13 protein-coding genes, 1 pseudogene and 1 riboswitch are annotated in these 15,848 nt (G+C 74.4%); of the genes and pseudogenes, 8 read left to right on the forward strand and 6 right to left on the reverse strand.

Features of this window, described 5'->3' with window-relative positions:
- Window positions 1–3: 3 nt before the first annotated feature.
- A complete protein-coding gene (locus DQ392_RS19685) occupies window positions 4–522 on the reverse strand; it encodes an Asp23/Gls24 family envelope stress response protein (protein ID WP_114016967.1) in 519 nt (172 codons plus the stop codon).
- A 183-nt stretch (window positions 523–705) separates the two neighbouring features.
- On the opposite strand from DQ392_RS19685, the gene DQ392_RS19690 reads away from it, so the two are divergent.
- Window positions 706–1,494: a hypothetical protein gene (locus DQ392_RS19690; protein WP_114016968.1), complete on the forward strand. Its 789-nt coding sequence runs from the start codon at window positions 706–708 to the stop codon at window positions 1,492–1,494.
- Window positions 1,495–1,571: 77 nt separating this feature from the next.
- Here the strand turns inward: DQ392_RS19690 and DQ392_RS19695 are convergent, their stop codons facing one another.
- The 5 genes from DQ392_RS19695 to DQ392_RS19715 all read right to left on the reverse strand — a co-directional run bounded on the left by DQ392_RS19695 (window position 1,572) and on the right by DQ392_RS19715 (window position 7,592).
- Entirely contained in the window at window positions 1,572–2,351 is a 780-nt protein-coding gene (locus DQ392_RS19695) for an enoyl-CoA hydratase/isomerase family protein (RefSeq protein WP_114016969.1), read from the reverse strand.
- Between the two features lie 120 nt (window positions 2,352–2,471).
- Window positions 2,472–2,699, reverse strand: a complete 228-nt coding sequence (locus DQ392_RS19700) for a helix-turn-helix domain-containing protein (protein WP_181856496.1) — start codon at window positions 2,697–2,699, stop codon at window positions 2,472–2,474.
- A gap of 378 nt (window positions 2,700–3,077) precedes the next feature.
- Window positions 3,078–4,676: an ABC-F family ATP-binding cassette domain-containing protein gene (locus DQ392_RS19705; protein WP_114016971.1), complete on the reverse strand. Its 1,599-nt coding sequence runs from the start codon at window positions 4,674–4,676 to the stop codon at window positions 3,078–3,080.
- Between the two features lie 211 nt (window positions 4,677–4,887).
- The gene (locus DQ392_RS19710) at window positions 4,888–6,165 is read right to left on the reverse strand and encodes a hypothetical protein (protein ID WP_114016972.1); all 1,278 of its coding nucleotides are present in this window, start codon (window positions 6,163–6,165) and stop codon (window positions 4,888–4,890) included.
- 269 nt (window positions 6,166–6,434) lie between these two features.
- Entirely contained in the window at window positions 6,435–7,592 is a 1,158-nt protein-coding gene (locus DQ392_RS19715; RefSeq protein ID WP_114016973.1) for an alpha/beta hydrolase family protein, read from the reverse strand.
- 287 nt (window positions 7,593–7,879) lie between these two features.
- On the opposite strand from DQ392_RS19715, the gene DQ392_RS19720 reads away from it, so the two are divergent.
- The 7 genes and pseudogenes from DQ392_RS19720 (at window position 7,880) to cobO (ending at window position 15,828) form a co-directional block, all read left to right on the forward strand.
- Window positions 7,880–9,202, forward strand: coding sequence for an inorganic phosphate transporter (locus DQ392_RS19720; protein WP_114016974.1), 1,323 nt, complete (start codon window positions 7,880–7,882; stop codon window positions 9,200–9,202).
- A gap of 66 nt (window positions 9,203–9,268) precedes the next feature.
- Complete coding sequence (locus DQ392_RS19725; RefSeq protein ID WP_114016975.1) at window positions 9,269–9,481, forward strand: hypothetical protein; 213 nt, start codon at window positions 9,269–9,271, stop codon at window positions 9,479–9,481.
- Window positions 9,482–9,732: 251 nt separating this feature from the next.
- A riboswitch (cobalamin riboswitch) is annotated at window positions 9,733–9,853 on the forward strand.
- Window positions 9,854–10,061: 208 nt separating this feature from the next.
- A pseudogene (locus DQ392_RS36230) lies at window positions 10,062–10,202 on the forward strand (cobalamin biosynthesis protein); the annotation flags it as partial.
- Between the two features lie 111 nt (window positions 10,203–10,313).
- Window positions 10,314–11,306, forward strand: coding sequence for a CobD/CbiB family cobalamin biosynthesis protein (locus DQ392_RS35340; protein WP_425470571.1), 993 nt, complete (start codon window positions 10,314–10,316; stop codon window positions 11,304–11,306).
- On the forward strand, window positions 11,303–12,877 hold the full coding sequence (locus DQ392_RS19735; protein WP_114016976.1) for a cobyric acid synthase: 1,575 nt from the start codon (window positions 11,303–11,305) through the stop codon (window positions 12,875–12,877). The genes DQ392_RS35340 and DQ392_RS19735 overlap by 4 nt, the downstream gene beginning before the upstream one ends.
- Window positions 12,878–13,051: 174 nt before the next feature.
- A complete protein-coding gene (locus DQ392_RS19740) occupies window positions 13,052–15,220 on the forward strand; it encodes a putative cobaltochelatase (protein WP_114016977.1) in 2,169 nt (722 codons plus the stop codon).
- A complete protein-coding gene (gene cobO / locus DQ392_RS19745; protein ID WP_114016978.1) occupies window positions 15,220–15,828 on the forward strand; it encodes a cob(I)yrinic acid a,c-diamide adenosyltransferase in 609 nt (202 codons plus the stop codon). The genes DQ392_RS19740 and cobO overlap by 1 nt, the downstream gene beginning before the upstream one ends.
- The last annotated feature ends 20 nt before the right edge of the window (window positions 15,829–15,848 follow it).

Consider the following 15,848-nt stretch of genomic DNA (forward strand, 5'->3'; position numbering starts at 1 on the left):
GGTCTACTGCAACCGGGGCCGGTCCTGGTCGTTGTCGTCGTCGTCCTCCTCGTCGGGCAGCTTGACGTCGCTGACCGCGATGTTGACCTCGACGACCTCGAGGCCCGTCATGCGCTCGACCGCTGAGACGACGTTCTCACGGACGGAGCGCGCCACGTCGGAGATCGAGACGCCGTACTCGATGACGATCTCCAGATCGAGGGCGGTCTGCACCTCGCCGACCTCGGCCTTGACGCCGCGCGTGACGGACGACGACTGCCCGCCTCCGGGCACCCGGTCGCGGACGGCTCCGAACGTGCGGGCCACGCCGCCGCCCATGGCGTGCACGCCGACGACGTCGCGCGCCGCCATGCCCGCGATCTTCTGGACCACCCCGTCGGCGATGGTCGTGCGGCCCCTGGACCCCGCGGGGCCGCCGCCGGGGCCGCGCCGTGCCGGGTCGCTCCCGCCGCCGCCCTGCTCGCCGGAGGCCCCGCCGGACGTGCGGTTCTCGGAGCGGTTGGACGTGCTGCTCTCGGACATCTCCTGCGCCCCTTTCGGAGGTTCGGAGCGGCCTGCCGCTCCGCACCTCACGGTAAGCGCGGGAGCCCCCCTCCGCTCGGCACGCCGGGCCCCACCCGGCCGACCGGGTGACTGACGCGCTCGAAGCCCGCCCGGCGGGCCCGCGGGCGGAACGCTCTTGGCGCGGAGAGAGGACGTGAGGACATGGCGACGGAGAAACTCACCCAGGTGGTCAGGCAACAGCTCGGTCTGGGGCGGCTCCTGCCGCTGGGCCGCGCCGAGGACGGGGCCTGGGTGGCGGAGGAGGCGGCAGTCGGGGTGCTGCTGCGCCCGGTGCGGGGAGGCCGGCTGAGCGGGGCACGGATCGAGCTCGCCGACCCGGCCAGGACGTCCGAGCCCGCCGTACCGCCGCCGCCCAGTGCGCTGCGTCCCGGTCCGCTCGCGCTCACCGCCGACCTGGCCGTCACGGGGAGCCGCCCGGTGCAGGACGCCGCCGACGCCGTACGGGACGCGCTGCTGAGCGCCGCCGAACGGGACCTGGGGCTCCTGCTGGAGACGGTGGACCTGCGGGTGACGGAGCTGCTGGGCAGCGCCGCGGAAGACGAGGCGGATACCGCCGGGGACTCCTCCCGCACGGCCGGGCCGCGTGGGGACTCACACGGCAGGGAAGGGGGCGCGCACGACGACGCGGGACACCTCGCGCGGGCCGTGCTCGCGGTGGACGGCGTCACCCGGCTCGCGCCGGTCGTCGGCCCGGCCCTCTCCCGGGTTGCCGCGGGACCGGCGCCCCACGCCGTCGACGTCACGGAGACGGGCGGGGACCGGGGCGGGGGCCGTCACGTCCTGCTCCAGCTCGCCCTCTCCCCCACCCGCCGGGCCCTGGATACGGCCCGTGCCGCGCGGGACGCGGCGCGCGCCGCGCTCGCCGACGACGGTGGCGGCGGTGGGCAGGCGACCGTCGCGGTGCTGATCACCGCCATCGACCGGGTGTGAGCCGGACGGCCGGGTGCGAGTCGGACGGCCGGGTGTGAGCCCGTCGGCCAGGTGTGCCGCGCCGGGCCGGGCTCCGTTCAGTCGCCCAGCCCGGCCAGGTCGCGCAGGCGGCGCGACTGCGCGGCGCGCTCGGCGGCGCGCTGCTCGTCGTACGTGCGTGCGGAGGCACCGGCGAGGAGCGCCTTGGTCTCCACCACGGCGTCGCGCGGGGCGGCGAGCAGCGCCGCGGTCAGGTCGGCGACGGCGTCCTCCAACTGCCCCTGGCCGACGACGAGGTTGGCCAGACCCACCCGTTCGGCCTCGTCGGCCTGCACGAAGCGTCCCGTGGCGCAGATCTCCAGAGCGCGGGCGTAGCCGACCAGGCCCACCAGCGGGTGGGTGCCGGCCAGGTCGGGGACCAGGCCGAGGCTGGTCTCGCGCATCGCGAACCGCACGTCGTCCGCGCACACCCGCAGGTCGCAGGCGAGCGCCAGCTGGAAGCCCGCGCCGATGGCGTGCCCCTGGACGGCGGCGATGCTCACCACGTCGGGGCGGCGCCACCAGGTGAAGGCGTGCTGGAACTCGGCGACGGCCGCATCCAGCTCCTCGTCGGAACCGCGTGCCAGTCGCAGGAAGGAGAGTTCGCCCTCGATGCCCTCGGGCTCGAACGCGGCGCGGTCGAGCCCGGCGGAGAACGACGGGCCCTCGCCGCGCAGGACGACGACCCTGACCGCTCCGGGCAGTATGCGGCCCGCCTCGGCCAGTGCCCGCCAGGTCGCGGGCGTCTGCGCGTTGCGCTTGGCCGGGTTGGCGAGGGTGACCGTGGCCACCTCGCCGTCGGCGGTGACGTGCACGCCGTCCTTGTCGAGCAGGGTCATCGAGGTCCTCCGGTGGTTACTCGGCAGTTTGGTCAACCGAAGAGTAACCACCGGAGTGGACGCTCGAAAGCCTCGCCGGCGGGCATCCGCCGGCGGACGAGGTCCCTCTCACCGGACCGCTCAGGACGAGGACGAGGAGGCCTTCTTGCCCCGTGTCGCACCGCCGCGGCCACGCAGGGTCACGCCGGACTCGCTGAGCATCCGGTGCACGAACCCGTAGGAACGGCCCGTCTCCTCCGCCAGCGACCTGATGCTGGCCCCGGCGTCGTACTTTCTCTTGAGGTCTGCCGCGAGCTTTTCGCGCGCGGCGCCGGTCACCCGGCTGCCCTTCTTCAGAGTCTCGGCCACCCGTGCCTCCTCATGGGAAGTGCGCTCTGTGACTCTCATGATCACCCCTCCTCCCACATCTGGCCACCCATTCGGCAAGGTCTTCGTCGAGTGCCAGGGAGCTTGTGCACGGCACGAATGTCCGGGAGGAGGAGATTCCGGCCCCATGCAGATGCACGTGCAACCGCGTTGCGGAGCCGTCCGTCACCGGGAACCGGCAGGTCAGCGGCGCTCGGGGCGGGGAGCGCACACACCAGGGCCGCCCCTGCCACGGAGGCGCGCTCCCGGTGCGAGGCCGCGCCGGGGGTACGAGCCGCCCTCACTCAGATGAAGGATCAACCGTCGGCCGAATGATCCATAAGGGGCTGGATCAAGGAGAGGGGTGGGTGCCGGGAGGGATCAGGCGAGGGCGACGAGGTCGGCGTACTCCTCGTTCCACAGGTCCTCCACGCCGTCCGGGAGCATGATGATCCGCTCCGGCTGGAGAGCCGCGACGGCGCCCTCGTCGTGGGTGACCAGCACGACGGCGCCGGTGAAGGTGTGCAGCGCGCCGAGGATCTCCTCCCGGCTGGCCGGGTCGAGGTTGTTGGTCGGCTCGTCGAGCAGCAGCACATTGGCCGAGGAGACCACCAGCGTGGCCAGCGCCAGCCGGGTCTTCTCACCGCCGGAGAGCACCCTGGCGGGCTTGTCGACGTCGTCGCCCGAGAAGAGGAAGGAGCCCAGCGTCTTGCGGATGGCGACCAGGTCCATGTCGGGCGCGGACGAGCGCATGTTCTCCAGGACCGTGCGGTCCGGGTCCAGTGTCTCGTGCTCCTGCGCGTAGTAGCCCAGCTTGAGCCCGTGTCCGGGGACGACCTTGCCGGTGTCCGGGTCCTCGATGCCCCCGAGCAGCCGCAGCAGCGTCGTCTTGCCCGCGCCGTTGAGACCCAGGATGACCACGCGGGAGCCCTTGTCGATGGCCAGGTCCACGCCGGCGAAGATCTCCAGCGAGCCGTAGGACTTCGACAGGTCCTCCGCCATCAGCGGCGTACGGCCGCACGGCGCCGGGTCGGGGAAGCGCAGCTTGGCGACCTTGTCGTCCTGGCGCTCCGCCTCGAGACCCGCCAGCAGCTTCTCCGCGCGGCGTGCCATGTTCTTCGCCGCGACGGCCTTGGTGGCCTTGGCGCGCATCTTGTCCGCCTGGGAGTTGAGGGCCGAGGCCTTCTTCTCCGCGTTGGCCCGCTCCCGGCGCCGCCGCTTCTCGTCGTCCTCGCGCTGGGTCTGGTACTGCTTCCAGCTCATGTTGTAGATGTCGATGGTCGAACGGTTGGCGTCCAGGTAGAACACCTTGTTGACAACCGTCTCCATCAGGTCGACGTCGTGGGAGATGACGACGAGGCCGCCGCGGTAGGTCTTGAGGAAGTCGCGCAGCCACGCGATGGAGTCCGCGTCCAGGTGGTTGGTCGGCTCGTCGAGCAGCAGCACGTCGGCGTCGGAGAAGAGAATCCTGGCCAGCTCGACGCGGCGCCGCTGACCGCCGGAGAGGGTGTGCAGCGGCTGGCCCAGCACCCGGTCGGGCAGGCCGAGGCTCGCGGCGATGGTGGCGGCCTCCGCCTCGGCCGCGTAGCCGCCCTTGGTGAGGAACTCCGTCTCCAGACGCTCGTACTTCTTCATCGCCTTCTCGCGGGTGGCGCCCTGTCCCGTGGCGATGCGCTGCTCGTTCTCCTGCATCTTGCGGATCACCTGATCGAGATCGCGCGCGGAGAGGATGCGGTCACGCGCCAGCACGTCGAGGTCGCCGGTGCGCGGGTCCTGCGGGAGGTAGCCGACCTCGCCGGACGAGGTGACGCTGCCGGCGGCGGGGGTGCCCTCACCCGCCAGGCACTTGGTGAGCGTGGTCTTGCCCGCGCCGTTGCGGCCCACCAGGCCGATGCGGTCGCCCTTGGCGACGCGGAAGGTGGCCGACTCGATGAGGATGCGGGCGCCGGCGCGCAGCTCGAGACCGGTAGCGGTGATCACTGGTTACTCCAAGGCAGGGCTTAAGGGACGTGCGTACGGATGCGGTGCGGAAGCGGAGACGGCGTACGCACGCCTAATGCACGAGGAGATGAGGCATGAGGCCAGTCTACCGGCGGAGCGCAAACCGGTTTCGGGACCGGCGGCCCGGCCCGGCCGGAACCGGCCGTGGGGCGGTGCGGCCCGGCCGCCCGGCCCGCGCGGACCGGGCGTCTCACTCCCCGCCGGTGTGCACCTGGAAGGCGGCGCGGCGCACGGCCTTGGCGAGGGCGGGGTCGGGGTGCGCGGCCGCCAGGGCCACGAGGACCTGCACGGTGCGCGGGTGGCCCGTGGCCCGCACCTCCTCCAGCAGTCCGGGCACCGAACCCTGTACGGCCGTTCCCAGGTGGTCGACCAGCAGCTGTTCCTCACCGTGGTCGGTGACGGCGGCAGCGGTGTCCACCCACAGCCAGGTCGCCTCCTCGCGGGTGAGCACACCGGGGGCGCCGCCCGCCAGGTCCTCGGGGTCGGTACCGGCCTGCTCGGCCAGCCACAGCAGCGCGTAGGGGCGCAGCGTGGGCTCGTCCGCGACCTCCTGCACGGCCTCCTCGGCCGGTGCGCCCACCACCCGCAGCGCCTCGAAGGCGAGCCCTCTGATGAGCGCGTCCTCGCCGCGCGCGGCCTCCAGCAGTTCGGTGACGGCGTGCGAGGTGGGGCGTGCGGCCAGCCAGGCGCGGTACTCGTCGCGGGCGGGGCCCGGGGTCATCCGCGCGCAGCCCCGGAGCATCTCCTCCGCGGACTGCTCGATGTTGCCCGCCGGGCTCTGGGCCGCGACGCAGATCTGCTCCAGCTTGGTCCATACCGCCCAGGTCCCCAGCGGGGTGAGCACGGCCGAGCCCTGGCGGAGTACGGACTGATCGCCCGGCTCCTCGTCGGCGCAGCGGGTGAGGGCGCCGACGGCGGAGAGGCCGTCGAGCGCCCAGTCGAGCAGGCCGGGCAGTGCCACGCCGACGACGGCGCGGCTCGCGGCGTGTGTGCCGGCGTCCCGTTCGGCCCGCAGTTCGGCGATGCGCCGCCCCAGCAGGTCGTGCAGCAGCGCGAAGGTGACGGGCCCGCCGGACAGGTGCATGACGGACAGGAACTGGGGCACCGCCTCGACGACCTCCGCCACCAGCGTCTGTTCGTGCGGCAGCGGCGCGGGGTGGGCCAGCGACCAGGCGTCGAAGAGGGCGACCCAGCCGCGCAGTACCGCGCTGTCGTCCCGGTCCCAGGCGCGCAGCCGCCAACCGGCGCGCGCGGTGTCCCCGTGCAGTTCGATCAGCCCGGCCAGCTTGGCCCTCCCCCAGTGGGCGCGCACCTGCCCGACGGTCATGCGCAGCTCGTCCGCGGCCCGGTGGAGTCCTCCGTCGCCCGCGTGCGGCGACGTACCCGCGCCGGCGGCCCAGTGCGCGACCCGGACGGCGTCGGCGAGGGAGGCACGGGCGTGCCGGGCGAGCTGGTCGCGGGGGAGCATGCCGTCCGGAGGCCGGGGCGTCCGGGCGGCGCGCCTGGTCGTCACCGTGCGCCGGGCGGCTGCGACGGGCTGTCGGGGGACGAGGCGGAGCCGGTTGTCTCGCGGAGTACGGGACGTCGTCACAGGAGCAGTCTTCACGCTGTTCCCGGGAAACCCAAACCTGGGGTGCCATATCCGGTCGCCCGGCGCCGTCTTGCCGCACACGGCGACTCCTTGAGGGGGCCTCGGCGTGACGCCCTCTCAGACGTCTCCCCGCCCGGTCGGAGTGCTCACATGAAGGGTGTCAGGAAGCGGCGCAGCTTCTCCTCGTACCCGTGGGGGTCGGCGTTCCACATCGCCGCGTGCGGGGCGTGCGGGATGCGGTGCAGGGAGACGAGCCGCTCGCGGCGGGCCGCGAGCTCGCGGGAGCCCTCCCAGGGGGCGACGGTGTCGGCGGGGCCGTGCAGCAGCAGTGTCGGCACGGTCAGCTTGGCCGGATCCACCAGCGGCGCCTCCCGGTCCTCCGGCAGCCCGGCCCGGCCCTGGACGGCGCGCACGACCAGTGGCAGCAGCGCCTTGGGGGTGCCGTGCGAGGACGCCAGCGCGCGGACGGTGTGCTGCCAGTCCAGGACGGGTGAGTCCAGGACGAGTCCCGCGACACGGTCGCGCAGAGGGGAGTGCGCGGCGGCGTGCAGCGCCATCGTGGCCCCGCTCGACCAGCCGTGCAGGATCACCCGCCCGGCCCCGTGCTCGACGGCGTAGCGGATCGCCGCGTCCAGGTCCCGCCATTCGGAGTTGCCCAGGTGGCCGATGCCGTCGGGACAGGGGGGCGCGCCGGGATCGCCGCGGTAGCCGATGTCGAGCACCGGCATCCGCCGGCTCACGTAGAAGGGGAACAGCGTCATGGGGTGTTCACGGGTGGCGCCCAGGCCGTGCACGGTGATGACCCAGCTGCCGCGGGCGCCGGGGACGAACCAGGCGGGCAGTTCGCCGAGTTCGCCCGGGATCCGCACGTCGGTGTACTCCAGGCCCAGCGCCTCCCCGGGGTCGCCGACGTGCACCTGCGGGGTGAGGCGGACGGTCGCGCCGGTGCTGAGCCGGCCCCGGCTGACCCGTCGCAGCTCCCGTACCACCGTGTGCGGCCTGGACCGCGCGGCCGTCTCGTCCTCCATGACGGGGCCGACGACGGCGTGGGCGCCACGGCCGGTCAGGCCGTAGATTCCCGGGAGCCCGGCGGCCAGCGAGCGGGTGACGGCGATCCGGCCGTCGTCGTGCGACTGTACGGTCAGCCTGGTGCCCTCGAACCCGGCGGTGGTCTTGCCGGCGGCTTCCCCGCGGGCACGCACGGGGCGCAGCGCGACATCGGCGGCGTACCGTCCGGCCGCCAGAGCGGCCGCGCCGGTGCCGAGCACGGTGGTCGCGGCCAGTGCCGCGGTTCGCAGACGCATCCTCTTCAGGTTGACGCGAGGCGCGCGGTCAAACCAGTGGGACGGGCCGGGAGGGTGACGTCCGTGCGGGTAACGGCGGGTGTCCGTGGGGGTGCGGTCGGTGCTGCCAGGGCCGTGGCCGGGGTGTCGCGTTGCGCTGACCGACCCGCCCGGAACACGGTGTGACCTGGAACACACAATTGTCGTCAGGGGGTGACACCTCGACGCCCGCCCCAGTTCACCTTCTGTTCATTCGCCGTCCTTACGTTCACGGCGTTACTGCCCCTCGAACTGATTGTGCCTGGTGAATGGAACACATCACGCTTCTCATCGGGATCGTGATCGTCACGGCCTTGGTGTTCGACTTCACGAACGGCTTCCACGACACGGCCAACGCCATGGCCACCACCATCTCCACCGGGGCCCTGGCTCCCCGCGCGGCGGTGGCCATGTCCGCGGTCCTCAACCTCCTCGGCGCGTTCTTGTCCGTCGAGGTGGCCAAGACCATCTCCTCGGGAATCATCGATGAAGGTTCCGGCATCAAGCCCGAAGTGATCTTCGCCGGGCTGGTGGGCGCGATCATCTGGAACCTGCTGACCTGGCTCGCCGGACTCCCCTCCAGCTCCTCCCACGCGCTGATGGGCGGTCTGCTCGGTGCGACGGTCGCGGCGGTCGGCACGGGTGCGGTCAACGGCGACGTCGTCGTCATGAAGGTGCTCATCCCCGCGCTCGCCGCGCCGCTGGTCGCCGGCGTCGCCTCCGTGTGCGCCACCCGGGTGACCTACCGCCTCGCCCGCGACGCCGACGAGGGGCGGACCGCCAAGGGCTACCGCGCCGGGCAGATCACCTCCGCCGCGCTGGTCTCCCTGGCGCACGGCACCAACGACGCGCAGAAGACCATGGGCGTGATCACCCTCGCGCTGGTCACCGGCGGCGCACTGGCCCCCGGCGCGAACCCGCCCGTGTGGGTCATCACCTCGGCGGGCATGGCCATCGCGCTGGGCACCTACCTGGGCGGCTGGCGCATCATCCGCACCATGGGCAAGGGCATCACCGACATCCAGCCCCCGCAGGGCTTCGCCGCCCAGACGAGCGCGGCGGCCACCATCCTGGCCTCCTCGCACATCGGCTTCTCCCTCTCGACCACCCACGTGTGCTCCGGCGCCGTGATGGGCTCGGGACTCGGCCGCAAGGGCGGCGTGGTCCGCTGGGGCACGGCGGGCCGCATGGTCGTCGGCTGGGCGCTCACCCTCCCGGCGGCGGGGCTCGTCGCGGCGGGCGCCGCGCTGCTGGCCGGCCAGGGCGACTGGGGTGTGGCGGCGGTCGCCGTCCTCACACTGGCGATCTGCGGCGCCATCTGGGTCCGCTCCCGGCGCACGCCGGTGGACCACACCAACGTCAACGAGGTCGAGCCCGCGAGGGAGGCCGCCATGCCGGCGCCGTCTCCCGAGCCGGAGCCCGCGGGGGTGGTCACCACCGCCGTGCGCGCCGTCTCCCCTCCCCCGGCCCCGGCGGGCGTGGGCGCGGCATCCACCGCGCCGGCCGTCTCGCGGCAGGACGCGGGCGAGCAGTTCCCCGGTGATCCCGCCGCCGCCCCGAGCCGCCCCGCCTCCGCGGGCAGCATCCCCTGAGCCCCTCGGCCATGGCAGCCCCTCCCGGGCCCGCGGAGCGGGCCTCCAGCCAGAAAGAGTGACCGCATGAACATCGACTGGGCCGCGCTCGGCCAGGTCTTCGGCGTCAGCCTGGTGGCGACCGTCGGACTCGTCGGCGTCTTCACCCTCGGCATCGTCACCAACTCCCCGCGCACCAGCGGCGACGGGCCCACCGCGCTCGCCCGCACCGGCGCGTACGCCTGCTACGCGCTGTGCCTGGCGGCGGTGGCGTACGGCATCTACCTGATCGCGGCGTAACTCCCGCCCGGTCCCCTCCGCCCCACGCCGATCCGCCTCGACCCGCCTCAGAGCCCCGACCCACCGACCCGCTCCGAACGCCCCCGGGAACCGCCCGGGGGCGCTCTTCGTCGCGCGCGCCGCCCCGGCGCCAGCGGCGGGCCGACGGCGTGGGCGTGGGGGATCACACACTCTCCCGTCGCAGGTCAAGGGCGAGTTGACGGGGTCATTCTGGCGTGGTGGACTGCCGGTGCCCAAACGGCGGCATGGAGAGGAAGCCGGTGCGAATCCGGCGCGGTCCCGCCACTGTCACCGGGGAGCGCCATCCCAGCGACGCCACGGCCCCTTGCGGGCTGGAAGGCGGGGTGGCGCGGATCCGGGAGCCAGGAGACTCTCGCCGCCGGTCGAGTCGAGCCAGGGCGAGGACCCTGAGTGAGGACACCGCCATGCGTGGCTGCGCTGCCGTATTCGCCCCCCGCGGGGCCGCCCCCTCCGTCGTCGTGGATGTGTGCGCCGGGCCTGTCGCGTGAAGCGGACCGTGGGCGTCCAGGCCGGTGGCGCCGTCGCCGGATTCGCCGCGGACGCGCTGCTGGGCGATCCGCGGCGCGGCCACCCTGTCGCCGCCTTCGGCCGGGCCGCGGGCGCGTTGGAGCGTCGGATGTGGCGCGACGACCGCGGCGTGGGAGCGCTGTACGTGGCACTGTGCGCGGGCGGCGCGATCGCGGTGGGACGCGCCGCGAGCACGGCTGCGGGGATCACCGCAGCCGACGGTGGCCCGCGGCGCGCCGAGGGCGCGTGGCGCGCCGCCACGGGCGAGGACCCAGCGCCCGGCACGGAGTTCGTGGCGCGGGGCATACGGGCGTTCGCCAAGCGGGGCGCAGGCGCGCTCACGAAGCCGGGCGCAGGCCCGCTCACGAAGCCGGGCACGGACGCACTCGCCAGGCCCGGCACGGACGCACTCGCCAGGCCCGGCACGGACGCACTCGCCAGGCCCGGCACGGGCACGCTCGCGAGCCGGGGCATACGGGCGCTCGCGAAGCGCGGCGTGCGCAAGCGGGCGCGGGCGGCGGGATGTTCGCAGGTGTCCGCGGTGGCGGTGACCGCCGCCGCCACGTGGGCCGTCCTCGGTGGTACGTCCCTCACGCGCGAGGCGCGCGCCGTGGCCGCGGCGCTGGAGGCCGGTGATCTGGAGCTGGCCCGCGAGCGGCTGCCCGCGCTGTGCGGCCGCGATCCGCTGGGGCTCGACGCGCGGGGCGTGGCCCGTGCGGTGGTCGAGTCCGTCGCGGAGAACACCTCGGACGCCGTGGTCGGCGCCCTGGTGTGGGGCGCGCTGGCAGGTGTGCCGGGGATGCTGGGTTTCCGGGCGGTCAACACACTGGACGCGATGGTCGGTCACCGCTCGCCGCGCCACCGCAGGTTCGGCTGGGCCGCCGCCCGGCTGGACGACGCCGCGGGCTGGCCGGGGGCGCGGCTGACCGCCGTACTGGCCGCCGTGGCCGGGCCCGACCCGTGCGGCGCCCTGCGGGCGTGGCGGTCGGACGCGCACCGGCATCCGAGCCCCAACGCGGGGCCCGTCGAGGCGTCGTTCGCCGGGGCGCTCGGCGTGCGGCTCGGCGGGACGCTCTCCTACGGCGGACGCGTCGAGCACCGCCCGGCCTTGAACGGGCCCGGCCGCCAGGTGCGGACGGCTGACATCGAGCGGGCGGTGCGGTTGTCCCGCCGCGTCGGCGTGCTGGCGCTGGCGGTCTGCTGCGCGGTCGGCGCGGCCCGAGGCGCGGTACGAGGTGCGGTGGGTGGGACGACGCGGCGCCCTCGGGGTGCCGGGAGCGCGGGAGGCGCACGGTGAGCGGCGGAGGCGGACTGCTGGTCGCGGGGACGACCTCGGACGCGGGCAAGAGCGTGGTGACGGCGGGCATCTGCCGCTGGCTGGCCCGCAAGGGGCTGCGCGTGGCGCCGTTCAAGGCGCAGAACATGTCGCTGAACTCCTACGTCACGCTCGACGGCGCCGAGATCGGCCGGGCGCAGGCCATGCAGGCGGCGGCGGCCCGCACGGAGCCGAGCGCGCTGATGAACCCGGTGCTGCTGAAGCCGGGCAGCGACCGCACCAGTCAAGTGGTGCTGCTGGGCAGGCCGGTGGGTGAGATGTCCGCGCAGGGCTACTTCGGCCGGCACACCGGCACATCCCAGGGTGTGCGGTTCGGGCGGCGCGAGGAGCTGCTGGAGACGGTGGCGGGCTGCCTGGAGGAGCTGCGGCGCACCCACGACGCGGTCGTCTGCGAGGGCGCGGGCAGCCCCGCGGAGATCAACCTGCGGCGCAGCGACATCGTCAACATGGGCCTGGCGCGGGCGTGCAGGCTGCCGGTCGTGGTGGTCGGCGACATCGACAGGGGCGGCGTCTTCGCCTCCCTGTTCGGCACGACGGCGCTGCTGGCCCCGGAGGACCAGGAGCTGGTCGCCGGCTACCTGGTGAACAAGTTCCGCGGCGACGTGACGCTGCTCGAGCCGGGCCTGGAGATGCTGCGCGGGCTGACGGGACGGCCGACGCTCGGGGTGCTGCCGTTCCGGCACGGTCTGGGCATCGACGAGGAGGACGGCCTGCGGGTCTCCCTGCGGGGCGCTGTGCGCGAGTCCTCCGTCGCGGCTCCGCACGGTGCCGACGTGCTGCGGGTCGCGGTGCTCGCGGTGCCGCTGATGTCGAACTTCACCGACGTGGACGCGCTGGCGGCCGAGCCGGGTGTGGTGGTGCGCTTCTGCGACCGCCCCGAGGAGCTGGCCGACGCCGACCTGGTCGTCGTACCGGGCACGCGCGGGACGGTCAGGGCGCTGGAGTGGCTGCGCGAGCGCGGCCTGGCCGGCGCGGTGGCGCGGCGGGCCGCCGAGGGACGCCCTGTGCTGGGCATCTGCGGCGGCTACCAGCTGCTCGGCGAGCAGATCGAGGACGAGGTCGAGTCGCGCGCAGGGCTGGTCGACGGGCTCGGACTGCTGCCCGTACGGGTGCGGTTCGCCCACGGCAAGACCCTCGCGCGTCCGCACGGCACGGCGCTGGGCGAGCCGGTGGAGGGCTACGAGATCCACCACGGGGTGGCCGACGTGCACGGCGGTGAGGGCTTCCTGAGCTCGGCGGGCGGCGAGGAGCTGGACGGGTGCCGGGTGGGGTCCGTGTGGGGCACCCACTGGCACGGTTCGCTGGAGTCGGACGGCTTCCGCCGCGCCTTCCTGCGCCGGGTCGCCGCCGACGCGGGCCGCGCCTTCGAGCCCGCGCCCGACACCCGGTTCGCCGCCCTGCGCGAGGAACAGCTCGACCGGCTGGGCGATCTGATCGAGGAGCACGCCGACACGGCGGCGCTGCTGCGCCTCGTCGAGGACGGAGTGCCGGAAGGACCGCTGCCGTTCGTGCCGCCGGGAGCGCCGCAGTGAAGGCTCCGCGGTCTTGGAACCCCCACATCGGTGGGGAGCACAGTGCCCGAACCGCTCTCGAGTTCGCGGTGCCCGGATCACCCCCGCGACGGCGAGGAGCAGGAGCTCCACACTCGCGGTTGCCTGCCCGTGAGCCCGACCTGTTCGATCCAAGCCACTCGAAGGAGTGACCGCGTGACGCCCCCCTATCCCTTCACAGCCCTCGTCGGCCAAGCCGACTTGCAGCTTTCCCTCCTGCTCAACGCCGTCTCCCCTGCCATTGGCGGCGTCCTGGTGCGCGGCGAGAAAGGCACGGCGAAGAGCACGGCCGTCAGGGCCGTCTCGGCGCTGCTGCCCGACGTGCGGGTCGTGCCCGGCTGCCGCTTCTCCTGCGACCCCGCCGCACCCGACCCGGACTGCCCCGACGGCCCGCACGCGGGCACCGACCCGGACGCGGCCGAGGCCCGCCCGGCGCGGATGGTGGAGCTCCCGGTCGGCGCCTCGGAGGACCGGCTGGTGGGCGCGCTCGACATCGAGCGGGCGCTGTCGGAGGGCGTGAAGGCGTTCGAGCCGGGGCTGCTGGCGGACGCGCACCGGGGCGTGCTGTACGTGGACGAGGTCAACCTCCTCCACGACCACCTGGTCGACCTGCTGCTCGACGCCGCCGCGATGGGCGCCTCCTACGTGGAGCGCGAGGGCGTCTCCGTACGGCACGCGTCCCGCTTCCTGCTGGTGGGCACGATGAACCCCGAGGAGGGTGAGCTGCGCCCCCAGCTTCTCGACAGGTTCGGGCTGACGGTGGAGGTGGCGGCCTCGCGCGAGCCGGACGAGCGGGTGGAGGTCGTACGGCGCCGGCTGGCCTACGACGCCGGCCCCGAGGGGTTCGCGGCGCGCTGGGCCGACGAGGAGCGGCTGCTGCGCGAGCGCATCGTGGCGGCCCGCGCGCTGCTGCCGAAGGTGCGCCTCGGGGACGCCGCGCTGCGGCAGATCGCCGCGACCTGCGCGGCGTTCGAGGTGGACGGCATGCGTGCCGATCTGGTGATGGCCCGCACGGCGACCGCGCTGGCGGCGTGGGCGGGGCGCGGGGAGGTGGAGCAGACGGACGTACGGCAGGCCGCGCTGCTGGCTCTCCCGCACCGGCGCAGGCGCAACCCCTTCGACGCGCCGGGGCTGGACGAGGAGAAGCTGGACCGGACGCTGGAGGAGAACGCCCCCGAGGACGACGGTCCCGGGCCCGAAGGGCCTGAGGGCGACGGGCCCGGGAACGGAGCACCGGACGACGGCGGCGACGGGGGGCCCGAGGGCGGCCCCGGCGGCGGCATCCCCCCGCAGTCCCACCCCCACGACGCTCCGCAGGACGACGCACGGGACGACGCGCACGAGGGGGCCGAGCGCGGGACGGCCGGCCCCGAGGAGGCCGCTGCCCCGCAGCAGGCCGACGGGTCGCCGTCAGGACAGCCCGCAGGCGGGGACTGCGGGGAGCCCGATCCGCGGGCCCAGGCCGCCGCGCAGCAGCCCACAGCTGAGACGGGTGAGCCGTTCAAGGCGCGCGTTTTGACCGTCCCAGGGCTCGGTGAGGGCGCGGCCGGGCGGCGCTCACGTGCCCGTACGGCACACGGCCGCACCACGGGGGCGCGCCGCCCCCACGGCGCGCTCGGCAAGCTGCACCTGGCGGCCACCGTGCAGGCGGCGGCGCCGTACCAGCGCGCGCGGGGGCGCAGCGGAAGCGGCCTGGTGGTGCGCCGCGACGACCTGCGGGAAGCGGTGCGGGAGGGCCGCGAGGGCAACCTGGTGCTGTTCGTGGTGGACGCGTCGGGCTCGATGGCGGCGCGGCAGCGGATGAGCGCGGTCAAGGGCGCGGTCCTGTCGCTGCTGCTGGACGCCTACCAGCGCCGCGACAAGGTCGGCCTGGTGACGTTCCGGCGACAGGACGCGGAGGTGGCACTGCCGCCGACGTCGTCCGTGGACGCGGCCGCCGCCCGTCTCGAGTCGCTGCCGACCGGGGGCCGCACGCCGCTGGCGGCCGGCCTCCTGCGGGCACGTGAGGTGCTGCGCGTGGAGCGGCTGCGGGACCCGGCGCGGCGCCCGCTGCTGGTGACCGTCACCGACGGGAGGGCGACGGGCGGCCCCGAGCCGCTGGTGCGCACCCGGCAGGCGGCGGGGGCGCTGGCGGCTGACGGCATCGCCTCGGTGGTCGTGGACTGCGAGGCCGGACACGTACGGCTGGGGCTGGCGGCCCAGCTGGCCGCCCAACTGGGCGGCGAGTCGGTCACGCTGGACGCGTTGCGCGCGGACTCGGTGGCCGAACTCGTCCGCCACACCACGGACGCCAGGGATTCCAGGAACGCACGGAGGGCCGCGTAATGCCGAAGGGACAGCCGAGTGTCGTACCCGCTGACGGTCTCACCACGCGTCAGCGCCGCAACCGGCCGCTGGTCGCGGTGCACACGGGGACCGGCAAGGGCAAGTCGACGGCCGCTTTCGGGCTGGCGCTGCGGGCGTGGAACCAGGGATGGCCCCTCGGGGTGTTCCAGTTCGTGAAGTCGGCCAAGTGGAAGGTCGGCGAGGAGCGTGCGCTCAAGGTGCTCGGTGAGACGGGCGAGGGCGGCAGCGTGACGTGGCACAAGATGGGCGAGGGCTGGTCGTGGATCCAGCGCAACGTCGCCGACGGCGAGATGAGCAGCGAGGCCGCCGCCCGCGAGGGCTGGGAGCAGGTCAAGCGCGATCTGGCCGCCGAGACGTACAGGATGCTGGTGCTGGACGAGTTCGCCTACCCGATGCACTGGGGCTGGGTGGACGTGCACGAGGTGGTGTCCGTCCTGCGGGACCGCCCCGGTACCCAGCACGTCGTCGTCACGGGCCGGAACGCGCCGCGGGAGCTGGTCGACGCGGCGGACCTGGTGACCGACTTCTCGAAGGTGAAGCACCCGATGGACGCCGGCCAGAAGGGCCAGAAGGGCATCGAATGGTGACCGCCGCGCAGGGTGCGGCA

It is taken from the genome of Streptomyces reniochalinae (genome assembly GCF_003323735.1).
GTDB classification, from domain to species: Bacteria; Actinomycetota; Actinomycetes; order Streptomycetales; family Streptomycetaceae; genus Streptomyces; species Streptomyces reniochalinae.

Excerpts from the sequence above, each read along its gene's own strand:
- DQ392_RS19685 (WP_114016967.1), bottom strand. The coding sequence starts at position 522 with ATGTCCGAGAGCAGCACGTCCAACCGCTCCGAGAACCGCACGTCCGGC.
- DQ392_RS19690 (WP_114016968.1), top strand. The coding sequence starts at position 706 with ATGGCGACGGAGAAACTCACCCAGGTGGTCAGGCAACAGCTCGGTCTG.
- DQ392_RS19695 (WP_114016969.1), bottom strand. The coding sequence starts at position 2,351 with ATGACCCTGCTCGACAAGGACGGCGTGCACGTCACCGCCGACGGCGAG.
- DQ392_RS19710 (WP_114016972.1), bottom strand. The coding sequence starts at position 6,165 with ATGCTCCCCCGCGACCAGCTCGCCCGGCACGCCCGTGCCTCCCTCGCC.
- DQ392_RS19715 (WP_114016973.1), bottom strand. The coding sequence starts at position 7,592 with ATGCGTCTGCGAACCGCGGCACTGGCCGCGACCACCGTGCTCGGCACC.
- DQ392_RS19720 (WP_114016974.1), top strand. The coding sequence starts at position 7,880 with ATGGAACACATCACGCTTCTCATCGGGATCGTGATCGTCACGGCCTTG.
- DQ392_RS19725 (WP_114016975.1), top strand. The coding sequence starts at position 9,269 with ATGAACATCGACTGGGCCGCGCTCGGCCAGGTCTTCGGCGTCAGCCTG.
- cobO (WP_114016978.1), top strand. The coding sequence starts at position 15,220 with ATGCCGAAGGGACAGCCGAGTGTCGTACCCGCTGACGGTCTCACCACG.